Genomic DNA, 16,797 nt, shown 5'->3' with positions numbered 1-16,797 from the left:
TCGAAAAGTATTTTTTTAATCGAGAATTCACTAAAGGAGGGAACTATGGCAGTAAAATATGTGTTTGTTACAGGCGGTGTCGTTTCCGGTCTCGGGAAAGGCATTACCGCCGCATCTCTAGGAAGACTCCTGAAGGCCCGCGGATATACCGTGACCATGCAGAAATTTGACCCTTACATCAACATCGACCCGGGCACTATGAATCCGGTACAGCACGGAGAGGTTTTCGTAACAGACGATGGCGCTGAAACAGACCTGGATCTGGGACATTATGAAAGATTTATCGACGAAAGTCTCAGCAAAAATTCTAATGTCACCACAGGAAAGATTTACTGGTCTGTTTTACAGAAGGAGCGCCGGGGAGATTTTGGCGGAGGAACCGTTCAGGTGATTCCACACATCACCAACGAGATCAAGAGCCGTTTTTACCGCAATCCCGCTGCCAAAGATACAGAAATTGCCATCATCGAGGTGGGCGGCACAGTAGGCGATATTGAAAGCCAGCCCTTCCTGGAGGCAATCCGGCAGTTCCAGCATGAAAAAGGCCGGGAAAATGTGGTACTGATCCACGTAACCCTGATCCCTTATCTTCGGGCTTCCCAGGAAATGAAGACCAAACCCACCCAGGCCAGTGTCAAAGACCTGCAGGGAATGGGGATTCAGCCGGACATCCTGGTCTGCCGCTCCGAATATCCTCTGGATATCGGCATTAAGGACAAGATTGCCCTGTTCTGCAACGTACCTTCAAATCATGTCTTGCAGAATCTGGATGTAGAATATTTATATGAAGCTCCGCTGGCCATGGAAAAGGAAAATCTGGCAGGCGTGGTATGTGAATGTCTGAACCTGCCCTGCCCGGATCCGGACCTGAAGGACTGGACAGAAATGGTCGATTACCTGAAGCATCCCAACACTGAGGTTACCGTTGCCCTGGTCGGAAAATATATCCAGCTCCACGACGCCTATATCAGCGTGGTGGAAGCCCTGAAGCACGGCGGTATCTTCAGCCGGGCCACCGTAAATATCAAGTGGGTGGATTCGGAGACCGTCACTGCAGAAAACGTAGATGATCTTCTGGGCGATGTCAGCGGTATCCTGGTTCCCGGAGGTTTCGGACTCCGGGGTATTGAAGGCAAGATCGAGGCTATCAGATACGCCCGCACCCACCAGGTTCCCTTCCTGGGATTATGCCTTGGTATGCAGCTTGCCATCGTAGAGTTTGCAAGAGACGTACTGGGCTATAACGATGCCCACAGTGCGGAGCTGAAGCCAGATACTACCCATCCGGTGATCCATATCATGCCGGATCAAATCGGCGTAGAAGATATCGGAGGAACTCTGCGGCTTGGAGCCTATCCTTGTGTTCTGGACAAGGATTCCAAAGCCTATCAGCTGTATGGCACGGATCAGATCAGTGAACGCCACCGCCACCGCTATGAAGTCAACAATGACTATCGGGATGCCTTAACAGAACATGGCATGAAACTCTCCGGCCTGTCCCCGGATGGACGGATCGTGGAAATGATCGAGATTCCGGAACACCCCTGGTTCCTTGCTACCCAGGCCCATCCGGAACTGAAATCCAGACCTAACCGCCCGCATCCTCTGTTCCGCGGGTTTATTGAGGCCTCCCTGGAGTATCAAAACCAGAATCATAAATAAAAAGACAGCCGCAGGTTCGTTATTTGGAATCCTGCGGCTTTTCCATTATTTCTATTTTTATGAAAGGCTTCTTCTTACACATTCCAGCGCTTCTTTTACCACCTGATGCATGTCATAATATCGATACATTCCCAGGCGTCCTCCAAAGATCACATATTCTTCCTGGTCAGCCAGCTCGCGGTACCTTGCATACAGTGCGTTATTCTTCTCGTCGTTCATGGGATAATAGGGTTCTTCTCCTCTGCTCCAGGCGGCCGGGTACTCCCGGGTGATCACAGTCTTGTCGGAAACTCCCGATCCATCGCCGCCGTATCCGCCCTGGCATCCATATTCAAAATGCTTATGTTCGATGATTCTCGTATAAGGCACCTCATATTCTGTATAGTTGACCACCGCATTTCCCTGGTAGTTCTCCATATTCAGGACCTCCGTCTCAAACCGGAGGCTCCGGTATTCCAGTTCTCCAAAGCAGTAATCATAGTAAGCGTCGATCATGCCGGTAAATACGATGTTTTCCGCCTCTTTCGCAAGGATTTCCCGGTCCGCAAAGAAATCTGTCATAAGCCTCACCTCAGTTCCTTCCAGCATGCGCTCGATGATCTTCGTATAACCGCCGACAGGGATTCCCTGATACTTGTCATTAAAGTAATTATTGTCATAGACATAGCGCACCGGAAGCCTGCGGATAATAAAGCTGGGAAGCTCTGTGGCGCGTCTTCCCCACTGCTTCTCTGTATAACCCTTGACCAGCTTTTCATAAATATCTTTCCCTACCAGGGAAATCGCCTGCTCCTCCAGATTCTTTGGTTCCGTGATACCGGCCTCCTTAATCTGTCTTTGAATGATCTCCTTTGCTTCTGCCGGAGTCCTGACGCCCCACATCTTACTGAACGTATTCATATTGAAAGGCAGGTTATAAAGTTCATCTTTATATCTGGCCACCGGGCTGTTGGTATAGCGGTTAAATTCGGCAAATTGCTGGATATAATCCCAGACCTCCTTGTCTGAGGTGTGGAAAATATGTGCCCCGTACTGGTGTACCTGGATGCCCTCTACTTCTTTTGTATAAATATTTCCTCCAATATGGTCACGCCGGTCAATGACCAGCACCTTTTTCCCTGCCTTCTTTGCTTCATGTGCAAAAATAGCACCAAACAGTCCCGCTCCAACGATGAGATAATCGTATTTCATGTCTGCTTCCTCCTATATATATGAAAAGTTTCATGTCTATTCTCTTAACTTTAATCCATGCTCCATGCAGCCTTGCTCCCATGCTCCGTCTTCGTGATGACAAGCTTTCTGTCAATCTGCTCCTTCAGTTCATTAACATGAGAAATGATACCCACCAGGCGCCGTTCGCCTGCAAGTTCTGTCAGCACCCGGATCGCCTGCTCTCTGGCCTCATCATCCAGCGAACCGAACCCTTCATCCACGAACATCGTTTCAATCCTGACGGCACCTGCTGTGTTCTGGACAATATCGGAAAGCCCCAGCGCCATGGCAAGAGATGCCATAAAGGATTCTCCCCCTGATAACGTCCGCACATCACGCACCGAATCGCTTGCCATATGATAGATATCCAGATCCAGTCCTGCCTGTCCCTGGCTCCCCAGATGTTCGATATCTCTGCACTGAAGAAGAAATTCTCCGGAGGTCATACGGACCAGACGCTGGTTTGCCGCCTGTATGATCTGTCGGAAATACTGTCTCTGGACAAAGGTTTCGAAATCCAGTTTTACAGATCCGCTTAAGGTGCCATTTGCGGTTTTACTTAGCCTGCTGACCTTCTCATACTCTTTCCTCAGATCTCCATCCAGCTGTTCGCGTCGTTTTAGCGATTCCAGCACTTCCCGGTTTTTCTGATTCATTCCGTAGGTCTGAAGCTCAGACTCTCTCGTCTTTTCATACTCCAGCCTTGCTTCTTCCATCTCTTCTGCAATGACTTTCAGATCTACCGGATTCTTTCCCTTCAGCTGTTCCTCAAGGCTTGCAATTCTTCCTGCCGCTTCTTTTAAGGATTCCCGGTAGGCCATCAGCTGCTGCTCCTTTTCTTTGATCTCTGACGGCATCATCACTGCTCCCCGGTAGGAGGCTTCATCCTGAAACCCTTGTTCCGCAATGGTCTGACGGTATTCTTCCTGCCGTTGTTTCCTGTCTGCCCGATTCTGTTCCCAGGTATCCTGCATACGCGCCTCCTGGCCCCTGAGATGGTTCCAGTTTTCAGCCAGCCTTCGATATTCCTCCTCTGCCTTCCGCCATTTGTCTCCGGCAAGCTTTACCGAGTCTTCCATATGTTTAAGCTGTTCCTTCGCTTCCCTTTCGTCTGTCTCCGGAAGTTCACGGCTCCTGGTACGGATCGCCGTCTCCGCCTCTTTTCTCTCCAGCAGCAGCTGCTCCTTTTCCTCCTTAAGCCGCTCTTCGTCTGCTCTCATCTGCTCCTCAATATGCCGGAGCTTTTCCTCGGTTTCCCGTGCCTTCTCATACTGCTTCAGGTCATCGTCCGCACGTTTCATCTTCTGATTCAGCTCTTTGTCTCTCTGGCAGGATTCTTCTATCCCGCTCTTTATTACAGATTTTTCCTCCCCGGTTTCCTCCGGAAACAATTTGTCAAATTCCTCCCGGAAAACCAAAAGAAGTGTCTGGTAACCGGAGGCTGCCTGTTGATAGCTTTGTGCACATTGATTGCGGATTTCTTCTGCGTCGTCCCTAAGCTTTTTTGCCTCCTTCACTTCCGCCTCTGTCGGAAGTTCTTCCGGCAAAAGAGATGGAGACGGATGTTTGAGAGCCCCGCAAACCGGACAGGGAATTCCTTCTTCCAGCTTCTGGGCCAAAATCCCGGCCTGCCCGTCCAAAAATGCCTGGTACTTTTTCTCGTATATTCTATGGCAGCTCAGATATACTTCTTTTTTCTGCTCCAGTATCCTTCTGCTTTCTGCACAGTCCTTTTCTTTTTCCTCCAGTTCCCTTTGCCGCTTCAGCAGTGCCTCCAGCTGCCGCCGCCGATTGTCCAGTTCTTTCTTCTGATAAGACAGAATATCCAGCCGGCTTTTTGCATCATTACAGGTCTCCCGGATCCGGATGGCTTCTTCCTTCTGCACTGCAACCTGCTTTTTTCTTTCTTCCAGCTCCTTCTCCTTTCGCTCCTTCTCCCGGATTTTTTGCTCAGTCTTTTTTTCCTCTTCTCTTAGTTTTGCAACCTCGCTATAGATCGGAAGGGCATTTCTCAGGAAGATAATCTTTTCTCCATATGCCTCTTCTATTCTTTTCTTCTCCAGTTCTGCCTCCTGATAGCCTTTTTTCGCTTCTTTTCCCGCTTCTTCTGTCTCTGCAAGCTTTCTTTTTACCTCCTGGAGCTCTGCCTTGTTCTTTTCACAGATTGCTTTTATCTGTTCAAACAGCTGCTCTGCCCGTGCCGCCTGTTCTGCCCTCTTTCCAAGATCCAGCTTCCGCTCAAGATTTTGATAAATCTCTTCCTTTTCTGCCAGCGCCTCTCTCCTTTTCGTTTCCCTCTCCAGCGATTCTATTAACCTCTGCCAGGTTTCTCCCTTCTCCTTCTTTTCTGTTAGTTCCCGGATCCTCTTCTGAAGCTTATCACTCTGTCCGGAAATCTCCTTTTCTTTTGTCTCTCCTTCGGTGATGATTTCCTCAAGGATCTGGAAGATCTCCTGATAAGAAGGCATCTCACTCTCTTTTAACTCCTGCCATCTTTCCATAGCATGGAATGTATTTTCCACACGTTCCAGCTCGGTTTTTACATTTATTTGATTTTCTTCCAGTCTGGCAGCCAACTCTCCTGCACGCTTTTTCAGTTCTTCCTGGACTCTGCTGCAGACTTCCGTTTGAAAAATCCTGGAAAAGATTTTCTTCCGCTCTCTGGATTCTGCCAGCAGAAGCTTTAAGAAATCTCCCTGGGCGATCATGGCTGTCTGGGTAAACTGCTCTGCAGTCAGTCCCATGATCTCTATGATCTTCTGATCGGTTTCCCGTTTTTTCCCGCGGAATACCTGTCCGTCAGGCATGATAAGTTCCACCTTAGCGGCTTCCCTGACCATGCGTACCTCCCCGTCTTTTCCCCGGCGCTTTCCCGCCCGGAGATATTCCGGATTTCTCCGTATCTGAAAGACCTGGTCCTGATAGGAAAAGGTATACTCTACATAGGTGTCCGCCCCTTCCTTCGCATACTGGCTCCGCATCATATTTCCGTCTCTTCTTCCGCCGCTGGTACGGTCATAGAGCGCATACGTGATCGCATCAAAAATGGTGGTCTTTCCCGCTCCGGTGTCTCCCGTCACCAGGAAGAGGCCTCCCGATATATTTGAAAAGTCAATCACTGTCCTGCCCGCATAGGATCCAAAGGCAGACATTTCTAATCGTATTGGCCTCATGCGCCTACTCTCCCTTCACCTGTTCGAATATTTCATCCATGAACCGTTCTTCCTCTTCGCTCATTCTGGTTCCCTGCATTTTCTGGTAAAATTCTCCAAAGGCCTCCGCCGGACTTTGAATCTTCACTGTCTCATCCAGTTCCTCAAGCTTCCGCCTGGTCCTGGTATTTTCAATCCTCATCTCCAGAATATGAGAATAGACCTGATCCAGCTGCTCTCTTGGCTTGTACAATTCTTCTTCATCAGTCAGTGTGATACTGATAAAATCATTCCGTTCATCAGGCGAAACCTCTGCCAGAAGTTCTGAGAGTGTTCCTTTCTTTTTCCGGACCTCACGCAGTGGATGAAGCGTAAGCTTCTCAATCTTAAGAGGATCTCCTTTCTCTCCAAGCGTCACCAGATGGAGCGCCTTTTGATGAGACGCTTCACTTACAGAATATTTCAGCAGCGTCCCACAGTAACGGATTTTCTCCTCCCCGACACTCTGTGCCCCGTGCAGATGACCCAGCGCCGCATAGTCGAATTTCCGTATCACAGAAGCATCCACCTGATCCAGTCCCCCTACAGAAAATATTTCCGAATCGCAGGTCTCAGGATCCGAAATCCCCCGGTAAAACTGATGCGAAATCAATACATTTCTTTTATTTATAAAATCAATATTTTGATTACGAATTAATTTCTCCACCGCTTCCGTGTACGTCTCCGGTTCTTCCCCGGGGAACAGGTGCCGCACATGGGACGGTTTGATAAACGGAAGAAGATAAAATGTGACGTCTCCATACTCGTCTGTCAGTGTCACCCTGGTCATTCCCTGCTCTGTCACTTCTCCTGCCAGATAGATCTTTTGCCCCTTAAGAAGAGCTGATGCATACTGAAGCCTCTCTGCCGAATCATGGTTCCCGCTGATAATCAGAATCGGAATCCTGGGGCTGATCACAGAAAGTCCGGTCAGAAATTCGTCCCACAAACGGACGGCCTCTGCTGAAGGCACAGATTTATCATACACATCCCCGGCAATTAAGATCACATCCGGATGCAGCTGTCTGGCATACTCTGTCACCTGGCCAAGAATCTCCCTCTGGTCCTCTCTCAGGCTGTAATGATGCAGCTGTTTTCCAATATGAAGATCCGACAAATGGAAAAATTTCATGAAAACATTCCTTTCTACTTTACATCTGAATCTATCTTACACTATAATCTTCTTAGCTATCAAGAGCTATTCCAGGTAAATTCATATCGAAAAAGGATACATATATTATGTTAAGAGAACTGGATTTCAACGAGATATCTGACGGTAAATTTTATCAAAGCCAGGATATGGTCCGGGCAGACTGCGGCGGCTGCAAGGGCTGCTCTTCCTGCTGCCGGGGCATGGGATCCTCTATCGTGCTGGATCCCCTGGATGTCCACCGGATTGCTTCCGGCCTCGGGAAGTCCTTTGATGAACTTCTGGCATCCCATCTGGAGCTCCAGGTGGTAGACGGCATCATCCTGCCAAATTTGAAAATGACAGGCCCCGGGGAAGCCTGTACATTTTTGAATGACCAGGGCAGATGCTCCATCCATCCCTTAAGGCCCGGCATCTGCCGGATCTTTCCGCTGGGACGGTATTACGACGGGACAGGATTCCAGTATTTTTTACAGGTCCACGAATGTCCAAAGCCAAACAAATCCAAGGTCAAGATCCGCAAATGGATCGATACTCCGGACGTCAGACGCTATGAGACTTATATTTCCGACTGGCATTATTATCTGAAGGGGCTTCAGGAAAAAGCAGCCGCTTCTGAAGGACCGGAAATGGTCAAGACTTTAAGCATGTCTGTCCTGACCGCATTTTATGTCCGTCCTTTCCGGACTGATCAGGATTTCTACGAGCAATTTTACCAGAGATTAGAAAAAGAGAGGTTGAACAACAAATGAAGCAGATACTTATGATCGCAACCGGAGGCACCATCGCCTCCAAGGAAGGCGGGGACGGGCTGACCCCTGCCATGACAGGGGAAGAACTGGCAGCCAACGTGCCGGGCATCGAAAAAAAATGTGACCTGACCGTACTGCAGCTGATGAACATCGACAGCACTAATATGCGCCCGCGCCAATGGCTGATGATCAGCGAGGCAATTCTTTCACATTACGACAATTATGACGGCTTTGTAGTCCTGCACGGAACGGATACCATGGCATATACGGCTGCCGCTCTGTCTTATCTGATCCAGGACTCCAGGAAGCCTATCGTTCTTACCGGATCTCAGAAACCCATGGGAGATCCTTATACCGACGCCAAGCTGAATATCTATCAGAGTATCCTGTACGCCCTGGATGACAAATCCTGCCGGGTTTCGATCGTCTTCAACGGCAAGGCTGTCATCGGTACCCGGGCGAGAAAACAGCGCACCAGAAGTTTTGACGCCTTTGAGAGCATGAATTTCCCGCCACTTGCCATCATCCACGACGACCGTATCATCCGCCATTATACCGGCGTGATACCAAAGCCGTCTGATCTTAAGACTTATCACCAGCTGGACGACCGCGTCTTTGTCCTGAAGCTGACCCCAGAGGTCAAAGCCGATATTTTCTATCTTTTAAAGGATCATTACGACGCCATCATCCTGGAGACCTTCGGGATCGGAGGCATTCCGGAATATGACGATTCTTTCCAGAAAGCGATTTTTGACTGGGTAGACTCTGGAAAAACTTTAGCCGTGACTACACAGGTTCCGGAAGAAGGCTGTGATCTCCAGGTGTACCAGGTCGGTAAAAAATACAGCGATTATCCCGGCATCCTGCAGGCCGGGGACATGACTACGGAAGCCATCGTGGCCAAGATCATGTGGGTACTGGGACAGACAGACGACCGCGAAAAGATCCAGGCCATGTTTGAAAAGGTCATCAACCTGGACCGTCAGGAGGATATTTATTAATCTCCGGACGCTTTTATAAAATCTTAAGATTTTAAAAGGAAAACCTTAATCTCTTCCTGCTACGATAGAGACAACAGTGCCGCACCGCTCAGGTGCCGGCAAGCAGGAAGGAGGCAATTTCATGAATGAACGCATCTTAGTGGCAGACGATGAACCGGATATTGCGGATCTCGTCTGCCTTTATCTTCAAAACGAAAATTTCCAGACAATCCCCTGTTACTCCGGGCGGGAAGCCTTAGAACAGATTCAGAAAGAAAAGCCTGACCTAGCTATCCTGGATATTATGATGCCGGGTACCAGCGGACTTTTTGTCTGCCGGAAAATCCGGGAAACTGACGCCTATCCCGTCATCTTCCTCACAGCTAAGGGAGAAGAAATCGACCAGATCAACGGCCTGGCCATGGGCGCCGACGACTATATCACAAAACCATTCCGCCCTCTGGAAATGGTAGCCAGAGTCAAGGCCCAGCTCCGACGCTATAAAAAGTACAACGCACCACGGGAAGAAGAAGATATCCTGGCCCGCGGCGCCCTGACCATCAATGTACGGACTCATGAGTGTCATCTCGGAGGAAAGGAGTTAAAGCTGACACCCACCGAATTTTCTGTGCTTGAGATCCTGTGCCGTAAAAAAGGCAGTGTCGTCAGCTCCGAGGAATTATTCCATGCAATCTGGCAGAACGAATACTACAGCCGGAAAAACAACACGATCACCGTACACATCCGGCACCTGCGCGAAAAAATGGGCGATTCTATTGAACACCCGAAATACATTAAAACAGTCTGGGGGTGCGGATATAAAATTGAAGATCACTAAAATACTCTGGAAGCCAGCTGCGGCAGCTGTCTTCTCCCTGATCGGCGTTTATCTTTTGTATGGTTTTGCAGACCATGTCCTAAATGGCATGTTTGTAGATTGGTTCACCAGGAACTTCACAACTACCGTTGCTGCCTATTATGACCCTCAGGCAGGCTATGTAGGAACCCATGAGGAAATCTACTGGCCTGCCTTAAAAAGCTTTCTTCTCTGGACATTATGCCTTCTGGCAGTCCTGGTGGCGCTTCTGATCTTTTTCCTTACAGAAAAAAGCCGAAGGAAATTAAAATGTGAACAGGCAAAGGAATTGGAAAAACTCAGAGTAGAACAAAAGCGCCAGCAGGAAATTCTTAAAGGCGAAATGCAGAGAAAAGACGATCTGATCGCTTATCTGGCCCACGACCTGAAGACACCTCTCACCTCCGTGATCGGCTATCTGAGCTTTCTTACAGAGACACCAAAGATGCCGGAAGAACAGCGGCAAAAGTACCTTGACACAGCTCTTTCCAAATCTGAACGCCTGGAGGGGCTGATCAACGAGTTTTTTGACATCACCCGGTATAATCTGCAGAAAATCCCGCTGGAAAAGCAGAAGGTCAACCTCTGCGCCCTTCTGGTACAGGTGACTGAAGAACTATATCCCATACTGGAACAGCATGTAAATACCATACAGAACGATGTGGACGAAGAAGAATATCTCTATGCCGACCCTGAAAAGATGGCCCGGGTGTTCAACAATCTTCTGAAAAATGCAGCGGCCTACAGTGATCCGGGCACTCCTATCGTGATCCGTTCTGAGCGAAGCGTCGATTCCATTTCTATTATGATCGAAAATACCGGCGTCACCATCCCGGAGGAAAAGCTGGAGATCATTTTCGAAAAATTCTTCCGCCTGGATTCTTCCCGTGCTCAGGACACCGGCGGTTCGGGCCTGGGCCTTGCCATCGCAAGGGAGATTGCCCGGCAGCATGGCGGAGATATCACAGCAAGGAGCAGGGATCGACGTACCTGTTTTGCCGTCCAGCTTCCCGCATGGGTCTAGGGAATCAGTCCTATTAGTAAAGCCTCAACGAAACCTTAATCTTTCCTTAGTAATTTAGCAATGTCATATTAAAGTTTCCCTCGTCTCTCTCCGGTAAACTAATACCGGAAAGGAAGATCGACGTTATGACAGAGCAAAAAAGATCACAGACAACACCAAGACACGGAAAAAACTCCGTTCACAGCCGCAGCAGGCGTCAGAAAAGAAGACACCAAAGGAAAAGGCGCCGCCTCTTTCTTTGGTGTCTTCTGGTACTTTTTATCATATTAGGATTCAGAAATTTTCTGGAGATTACAGGTTTTTCCCTCCCCTTTCACAGTACCCGCGGAGAATTATCCAGTTATCTCGACGACCTTTACAGTCCACAGACAGTACTTGTCGATGCCGGAACAGGACAGGTGCTGGGCAGCCGGAATGAAAACCAGAGGGTATATCCTGCTTCGCTTACCAAGATCATGACCGTCCTTGTAGGACTGGAACATATTGAGGATCTGAACGGGACCGCCAGTGTCCCTGCGGATATTTATCAGGATCTGTACGAGGAAGGGGCTTCCATGGCCGGATTCCAGCCCGGTGAGTCCGTCACATACCGGGATCTTCTCTACGGCGCTCTTCTCCCCTCCGGGGCAGAATGCTGCCTTACCCTTGCACAGGAAATTGCCGGTGATGAGGAGGCTTTTGCATCCATGATGAACGAAAAGGCAGACGAACTTGGAATGTCAAGAACTCATTTTACCAACTGCACAGGCCTCCAAAACAATCGCCATTATTCAACGGCGGGAGATATTGCAAAGCTTTTAGTCTATGCCCTTAAGAATCCGGATTTCCGGCAGATATTTACTACAAACACCTATACCGCTTCCCCCACCGTCTCTCATCCGGACGGCCTCACCTTTGTAAGCACCCTCTCCCAAAGTCTCCCGGATCCGTCTGTGACCGGTGGCAAAATCCTGGGCGGAAAGACCGGGTACACCGAGGACGCCGGTCTCTGCCTTGCAAGCCTGGCAAGCATAAATGGCCGGGAATATATCCTGGTGACCACCGGCGCGCCAGGAGACCACGAGACAGAACCTTATCATGTCCTGGATGCCATAAAAGTATATGACCGGATCGGCGCTGCTTAAAGCTATTGTCAAACCCATACCCGGCACATATACTGGAAAAATAAGTTATTCAAGGATAGAACAGGCAGCTATCACGCCCTAGCGGTCTTAAAGAGATGCCGGAGTGCCACCCGGCTGGATAACTTATCTTTTGTCATCTTATTTCTGCACAATATTTATAATCTTCTTCGGCACATAGATTTCCTTAATAATATTTCCAGTCAGTTTGTCTGCCACAGCGGCCTTTCCGGCTGCGATAGCGTCTTCCTTGGAAATATCCGCGGAAATAGAGATCACGGCTCTGGTCTTGCCGTTGATCTGTACCGGCACCTCTACCTCGTCATCCTTCATAGCCTCTTCATCATAGGTCGGCCATCCTGCACGGAACACACTTCCTTCATGGCCTAGCTGTTCCCAGATTTCTTCTGCGATATGAGGTGCAAATGGAGACAGCAGCACTGCCATAGTCGACAGCGTCTCTTTGTCGATTCCGCCTTCCTTCTTGGCAATCTCAAGCAGCTTATTGTTGTGCTCCATGAATCCGGAGATCGCGGTATTTAAGCTGAAGCTCTCCAGACGGGTAGTAATGTCATATACCAGTCTGTGTCTTTCCTTGATCATTTCTTTTGTAGCCTTAATATCTGCATCCTTGCTGTCCTGTACCAGGTTCCAGAGACGTTTCAGGAAACGGTTCACGCCGTCGATTCCACGGTCGTCCCATTCCGCATCCAGTTCCGGCGGTCCTACGAACAGCTCATACATTCTAAGGGAATCGCATCCGTAATCTCTTACCAGATCATCCGGTGATACCACGTTTCCTTTAGACTTACTCATCTTGATACCGTTCTTTCCGGTGATCATTCCCTGATTGAACAGCTTGTGGAACGGCTCATCAAAATCAATCACTCCGATATCGCACAGGAACTTGGTGTAGAACCTCGCATACAGTAGGTGGAGTACTGCGTGCTCCACACCGCCGATATACATATCTACCGGCAGCATTTCATCCGCTTTCTCTCTGGATACCAGTTCCTTATCGTTGTGATTATCCACATACCGCAGGAAATACCAGGAAGATCCTGCCCACTGCGGCATGGTATTGGTCTCTCGTTTTGCATCCGCTCCGCAGACCGGACACTTGCAGTTTACCCACTCGTCGATAGCCGCCAGCGGAGATTCTCCGGTTCCGGTAGGCTCATAGGACTGTACATCCGGCAGACGAAGTGGCAGTTCTTCTTCCGGCACCGGCACATTGCCGCAGTGCGGACAGTGAATGATCGGGATCGGCTCTCCCCAGTATCTCTGACGGGAGAATACCCAGTCACGCAGCTTGTAGTTTACGGTTGCGCGTCCGATTCCTTTTTCCTCAATGATATGCGGTCCCTCTTTTTTCAGGACAGAGGACTCCATACCATTCCACTCACCGGAATTGATCATGATTCCTGATGCTTCGGTATAAGCTTCGGTCATATTTTCGATCTCTTTTCCGTCTTTGGCGATAACCTGGATGATCGGGATTCCAAATTTCGTAGCGAACTCAAAGTCACGGTCATCGTGTGCCGGTACACACATGATAGCTCCGGTACCGTAATCAGCCAGTACATAGTCTGACAGCCAGATCGGAACCTTCTTGCCGTTGATCGGGTTGACAGCATAGCTTCCCGTAAATACACCGGTCTTCTCTTTATCCTGCATACGGTCCACGTTAGACTTCATAGACGCTTCATAAATATACTTCTCTACTGCTTCTCTTGTCTCATCTGTGGCCAGCTCTTTTGCCAGTTCATGCTCCGGCGCAAGCACCATGAAGGTGGCTCCGTGAAGTGTATCTGGTCTGGTCGTATAGACTGTGATCTTCTCTTCCCTGTTCTCGATCGGGAAATCCACCTCTGCTCCATAGGATTTGCCGATCCAGTCGGTCTGCATCTTCTTTACCTTTTCCGGCCAGTCCAGCTTATCCAGATCATTGAGAAGGCGCTCTGCATACGCCGTGATTTTCAGCATCCACTGGCGCAGGTTTTTCTTGGTCACCTCTGCTCCGCAGCGCTCACATTTTCCATTCACCACTTCCTCGTTAGCAAGGCCGGTCTTACAGGACGGACACCAGTTGATCGGGAATTCCTTCTCGTAAGCAAGGCCCTCCTTGAACATTTTTACAAAGATCCACTGTGTCCACTTATAGTAATCCGGGTCTGTGGTGTTCACTTCACGGTCCCAGTCATAAAGAGCTGCGATCTGGTTGATCTGTTCCTTGATATGCTTAATGTTTTCTGCTGTAGATACCGCCGGATGCACACCCATCTTAATCGCATAGTTTTCTGCCGGCAGGCCAAACGCATCCCATCCCATAGGATGGATAATATAATAGCCCTGCTGCAGCTTATACCGGCTCCATACATCGGAGATCACATAGCCTCTCCAGTGTCCTACATGGAGACCATTTCCGGACGGATATGGGAACATATCCAGACAATAATATTTCTCTTTCTTATTGCCGTTTTCGTCTGTTTTAGGGTTGACCGGATTCTTTTCCCAGTTCTCACGCCATTTTTTTTCGATTGCCTTATGATTATAAGGTACTCTTGACATTTTTTATTCCTCGCTTTCTGATTACATATGAAAAGCCTTTCCATCTCCAAAGAGACGAAAAGGCTTGTTTTCCGTGGTACCACTCTTTTTCACCCGGATAACTTTTCCTGCGAAAGCAGTCTTTTCATCCGATGTGCACTCATTCTTTCTATAACGGGAATACCCGCTTCCGCCTACTTGCGTCTGTCTGCCTGTATAGGATCCCTGATGGTCTTACACCATGTCAGACGGTTCAGCAGAAGAACTCCGAGGCCAGTTGGGAGACGCTCTTTACTGCCTTGCAGCGGCCGGCAGCTCTCTGGGAAAGCAGCAGACTCTTACTATTCCTCTTCTTTGCTTCTATCTGTATTTCCAAAGATTTCTTACTTATTATAAGAATAACATTAAAATAAGTCAAGTGCTATTTTCCCACTTATGCAAACCGACGAAAAAACACATTTTCTTGTTGTGGCATTTATCACTTTCGTGTATAATGGATATAAGTTAATCGTGCTGAGGTTTTCAGTAAATATGATACATAAAGGAGAGTGTTTACCATGGTAAATTTATTAACAGGACCGAAAGGCACCGGAAAGACACAGATCATGATTGAAAAAGCCAATGAGGCGGCGAAAAAATGCAGCGGCAGCGTCGTATTCATCAAAAAGACTCACCGCGACACTACCAGTGTAGATTTCAATATCCGCACCATCTGCATGGATGACCTTCCGGCAATCAAAAATACAGACAATTATGTTGGATTCATTTATGGAATGTACAGCTCCAATCACGACATCGAATGCATTTTCATCGACGGCGTTCTGAAGCACGCAGACATTACTCTGGAAACTCTTCCAAAATTCATCCAGGATCTGAAGGGTATTTCCAAGGAATGTGGCATTGATTTTTATGTAAGTGTAAGCGCAGAAAAAGATGACGTAGCAAACGTGATCGGCGAGGACTGCTGCTATCTGAATTAGTAACACACTCTCCTGCATCAGAAGAGAATATTTACAGGCAGTCCGGATCCGGGCTGCCTGTTTTTTATGGCATATCTAAAGGACAACCCTTAAACGGGCAGGCAAACAGAAGATAGAATCGTATGGGTGGAATTAAAGATGCAAAAAAGAAAAGAAAGCGGCGCAGGCGGCTCAGAAAGGCCCGCCTTATTTTTTGTGCTCTCCTTTTTCTCTTCCTTGCCGCCGGACTTGTCCTCGGAATCCGGACCGCGGCTCCGAAAGTTTCCGGATATATCATGAATCTTGCAAAAGAACTTCAAAGCTCTGCCAGGGAAGAAAAGAACCCGCAGGATAAGAGCGACGAGACAAAAAAGCCGGATGTTGAGGTAAAAGCTCTCGTGATCAACACTGACGAGCCCGTCTTTTCCGGCGAGCCAGTATCTGTTACTGTCAGCTCCATGGGTGACTGTACACTGGGAACTGATGAGTCTTTTGCCCGTTCCACCAGCCTGAATTCTTACTACGAACAGTACGGCCCCGATTATTTTTTCCAGCATGTACGCTCCATCCTCCAGCAGGATGACCTGTCTATTGTAAATATGGAAGGCACTCTGACAGAATCGGAAAACCGCCAGGACAAAACCTATGCCTTCAAAGCCCCTGCCGAATATGCGTTGATCCTTTCCGGAAGCTCTGTAGAAGCTGCAAACCTGGCTAATAATCACAGCTACGATTACGGCGAGCAAAGCTACAATGATACCATCTCTGCTCTGGAAAATGCCGGAGTTGTCACCTTTGGCTATGAACACACCAAACTGGTGGATGTAAAAGGCATCAAAATTGGCCTTACCGGAATCTATGAGTTGGCAGAACATCTGAACAAAAAGCAGCAGGTAAAGGATAATATCGCTTTATTAAAGGAATCCGGCGCACAGCTTATCATCGTTAATTTTCACTGGGGACTCGAAAAAGAGCATGTTCCCAATGCAGTACAGAAGGAGCTTGCTCACTATGCCATAGATCAGGGCGCAGATCTGGTCATAGGCCATCATCCGCACGTACTCCAGGGGATCGAAAAATACAAAGGAAAATATATCGCCTACAGTCTTGGCAACTTCTGCTTCGGAGGAAATTCCAATCCGGCAGATAAAGACACCATTATCTTTCAGCAGACCTTTACTTTCCAGGACGGTGCACTGATCATGGATGATCAGACAAATATCATTCCCTGTTCCATTTCTTCCTCTCCGGATAAAAATGATTATTGTCCGGTTCCGCTGGACGGAACAGAACGGCAACGAGTCCTGGACCGGCTCCAGGAATACAGCCAGAAACTGTGA

Annotated in this window: 12 protein-coding genes and 1 other annotated feature; of the genes, 8 read left to right on the top strand and 4 right to left on the bottom strand. The window is 48.5% G+C overall.

Translation table 11 applies throughout. The annotated features are described in order from the left end of the window. Window positions 1-45 precede the first annotated feature (45 nt). The gene (locus BKD12_RS05075; protein WP_070088241.1) at window positions 46-1,662 is read left to right on the top strand and encodes a CTP synthase; all 1,617 of its coding nucleotides are present in this window, start codon (window positions 46-48) and stop codon (window positions 1,660-1,662) included. A gap of 57 nt (window positions 1,663-1,719) precedes the next feature. Here BKD12_RS05075 and glf read toward each other — a convergent pair whose 3' ends face one another. From glf to BKD12_RS05060, 3 genes are read right to left on the bottom strand one after another with little or no spacing between them, the layout of a single operon-like run. Then, on the bottom strand, window positions 1,720-2,853 hold the full coding sequence (gene glf / locus BKD12_RS05070; protein WP_070088240.1) for a UDP-galactopyranose mutase: 1,134 nt from the start codon (window positions 2,851-2,853) through the stop codon (window positions 1,720-1,722). A 50-nt stretch (window positions 2,854-2,903) separates the two neighbouring features. Then, window positions 2,904-6,047, bottom strand: a complete 3,144-nt coding sequence (locus BKD12_RS05065) for an AAA family ATPase (protein WP_083262837.1) — start codon at window positions 6,045-6,047, stop codon at window positions 2,904-2,906. Window positions 6,048-6,051: 4 nt separating this feature from the next. Continuing rightward, entirely contained in the window at window positions 6,052-7,197 is a 1,146-nt protein-coding gene (locus BKD12_RS05060) for an exonuclease SbcCD subunit D (RefSeq protein WP_070088238.1), read from the bottom strand. A 107-nt stretch (window positions 7,198-7,304) separates the two neighbouring features. Between BKD12_RS05060 and BKD12_RS05055 the strand changes: the two genes are divergently transcribed. The 5 genes from BKD12_RS05055 (at window position 7,305) to BKD12_RS05035 (ending at window position 11,951) form a co-directional block, all read left to right on the top strand. After that, entirely contained in the window at window positions 7,305-7,967 is a 663-nt protein-coding gene (locus tag BKD12_RS05055; RefSeq protein WP_070088237.1) for a YkgJ family cysteine cluster protein, read from the top strand. Next, window positions 7,964-8,968, top strand: a complete 1,005-nt coding sequence (locus tag BKD12_RS05050) for an asparaginase (RefSeq protein ID WP_070088236.1) — start codon at window positions 7,964-7,966, stop codon at window positions 8,966-8,968. The genes BKD12_RS05055 and BKD12_RS05050 overlap by 4 nt, the downstream gene beginning before the upstream one ends. A 121-nt stretch (window positions 8,969-9,089) precedes the next feature. After that, the gene (locus tag BKD12_RS05045) at window positions 9,090-9,785 is read left to right on the top strand and encodes a response regulator transcription factor (RefSeq protein WP_070088235.1); all 696 of its coding nucleotides are present in this window, start codon (window positions 9,090-9,092) and stop codon (window positions 9,783-9,785) included. Then, window positions 9,772-10,827, top strand: coding sequence for a sensor histidine kinase (locus BKD12_RS05040; RefSeq protein WP_242872710.1), 1,056 nt, complete (start codon window positions 9,772-9,774; stop codon window positions 10,825-10,827). Before BKD12_RS05045 ends, BKD12_RS05040 begins: the two co-directional genes overlap by 14 nt. Before the next feature lie 125 nt (window positions 10,828-10,952). Further along, the gene (locus tag BKD12_RS05035; protein WP_070088234.1) at window positions 10,953-11,951 is read left to right on the top strand and encodes a D-alanyl-D-alanine carboxypeptidase family protein; all 999 of its coding nucleotides are present in this window, start codon (window positions 10,953-10,955) and stop codon (window positions 11,949-11,951) included. A gap of 138 nt (window positions 11,952-12,089) precedes the next feature. Here BKD12_RS05035 and leuS read toward each other — a convergent pair whose 3' ends face one another. Further along, window positions 12,090-14,519: a leucine--tRNA ligase gene (gene leuS, locus BKD12_RS05030; RefSeq protein WP_070088233.1), complete on the bottom strand. Its 2,430-nt coding sequence runs from the start codon at window positions 14,517-14,519 to the stop codon at window positions 12,090-12,092. Between the two features lie 47 nt (window positions 14,520-14,566). Next, window positions 14,567-14,862, bottom strand: a binding site (T-box leader). 193 nt (window positions 14,863-15,055) lie between these two features. On the opposite strand from leuS, the gene BKD12_RS05025 reads away from it, so the two are divergent. Both BKD12_RS05025 and BKD12_RS05020 read left to right on the top strand, forming a co-directional pair. After that, entirely contained in the window at window positions 15,056-15,478 is a 423-nt protein-coding gene (locus tag BKD12_RS05025) for a P-loop NTPase family protein (protein ID WP_070088232.1), read from the top strand. Between the two features lie 122 nt (window positions 15,479-15,600). Next, window positions 15,601-16,797, top strand: a complete 1,197-nt coding sequence (locus tag BKD12_RS05020) for a CapA family protein (RefSeq protein ID WP_070088231.1) — start codon at window positions 15,601-15,603, stop codon at window positions 16,795-16,797.

This window comes from Merdimonas faecis (genome assembly GCF_001754075.1).
GTDB classification, from domain to species: Bacteria; Bacillota; Clostridia; order Lachnospirales; family Lachnospiraceae; genus Merdimonas; species Merdimonas faecis.
This window is presented reverse-complemented; position numbering and strand designations above follow the sequence as displayed.

Coding starts and splice junctions, on each gene's coding strand:
- BKD12_RS05025 (WP_070088232.1), top strand. CDS start 15,056: ATGGTAAATTTATTAACAGGACCGAAAGGCACCGGAAAGACACAGATC.
- BKD12_RS05050 (WP_070088236.1), top strand. CDS start 7,964: ATGAAGCAGATACTTATGATCGCAACCGGAGGCACCATCGCCTCCAAG.
- BKD12_RS05020 (WP_070088231.1), top strand. CDS start 15,601: ATGGGTGGAATTAAAGATGCAAAAAAGAAAAGAAAGCGGCGCAGGCGG.
- BKD12_RS05075 (WP_070088241.1), top strand. CDS start 46: ATGGCAGTAAAATATGTGTTTGTTACAGGCGGTGTCGTTTCCGGTCTC.
- BKD12_RS05035 (WP_070088234.1), top strand. CDS start 10,953: ATGACAGAGCAAAAAAGATCACAGACAACACCAAGACACGGAAAAAAC.
- BKD12_RS05045 (WP_070088235.1), top strand. CDS start 9,090: ATGAATGAACGCATCTTAGTGGCAGACGATGAACCGGATATTGCGGAT.
- BKD12_RS05065 (WP_083262837.1), bottom strand. CDS start 6,047: ATGAGGCCAATACGATTAGAAATGTCTGCCTTTGGATCCTATGCGGGC.
- BKD12_RS05055 (WP_070088237.1), top strand. CDS start 7,305: ATGTTAAGAGAACTGGATTTCAACGAGATATCTGACGGTAAATTTTAT.
- BKD12_RS05060 (WP_070088238.1), bottom strand. CDS start 7,197: ATGAAATTTTTCCATTTGTCGGATCTTCATATTGGAAAACAGCTGCAT.
- leuS (WP_070088233.1), bottom strand. CDS start 14,519: ATGTCAAGAGTACCTTATAATCATAAGGCAATCGAAAAAAAATGGCGT.
- glf (WP_070088240.1), bottom strand. CDS start 2,853: ATGAAATACGATTATCTCATCGTTGGAGCGGGACTGTTTGGTGCTATT.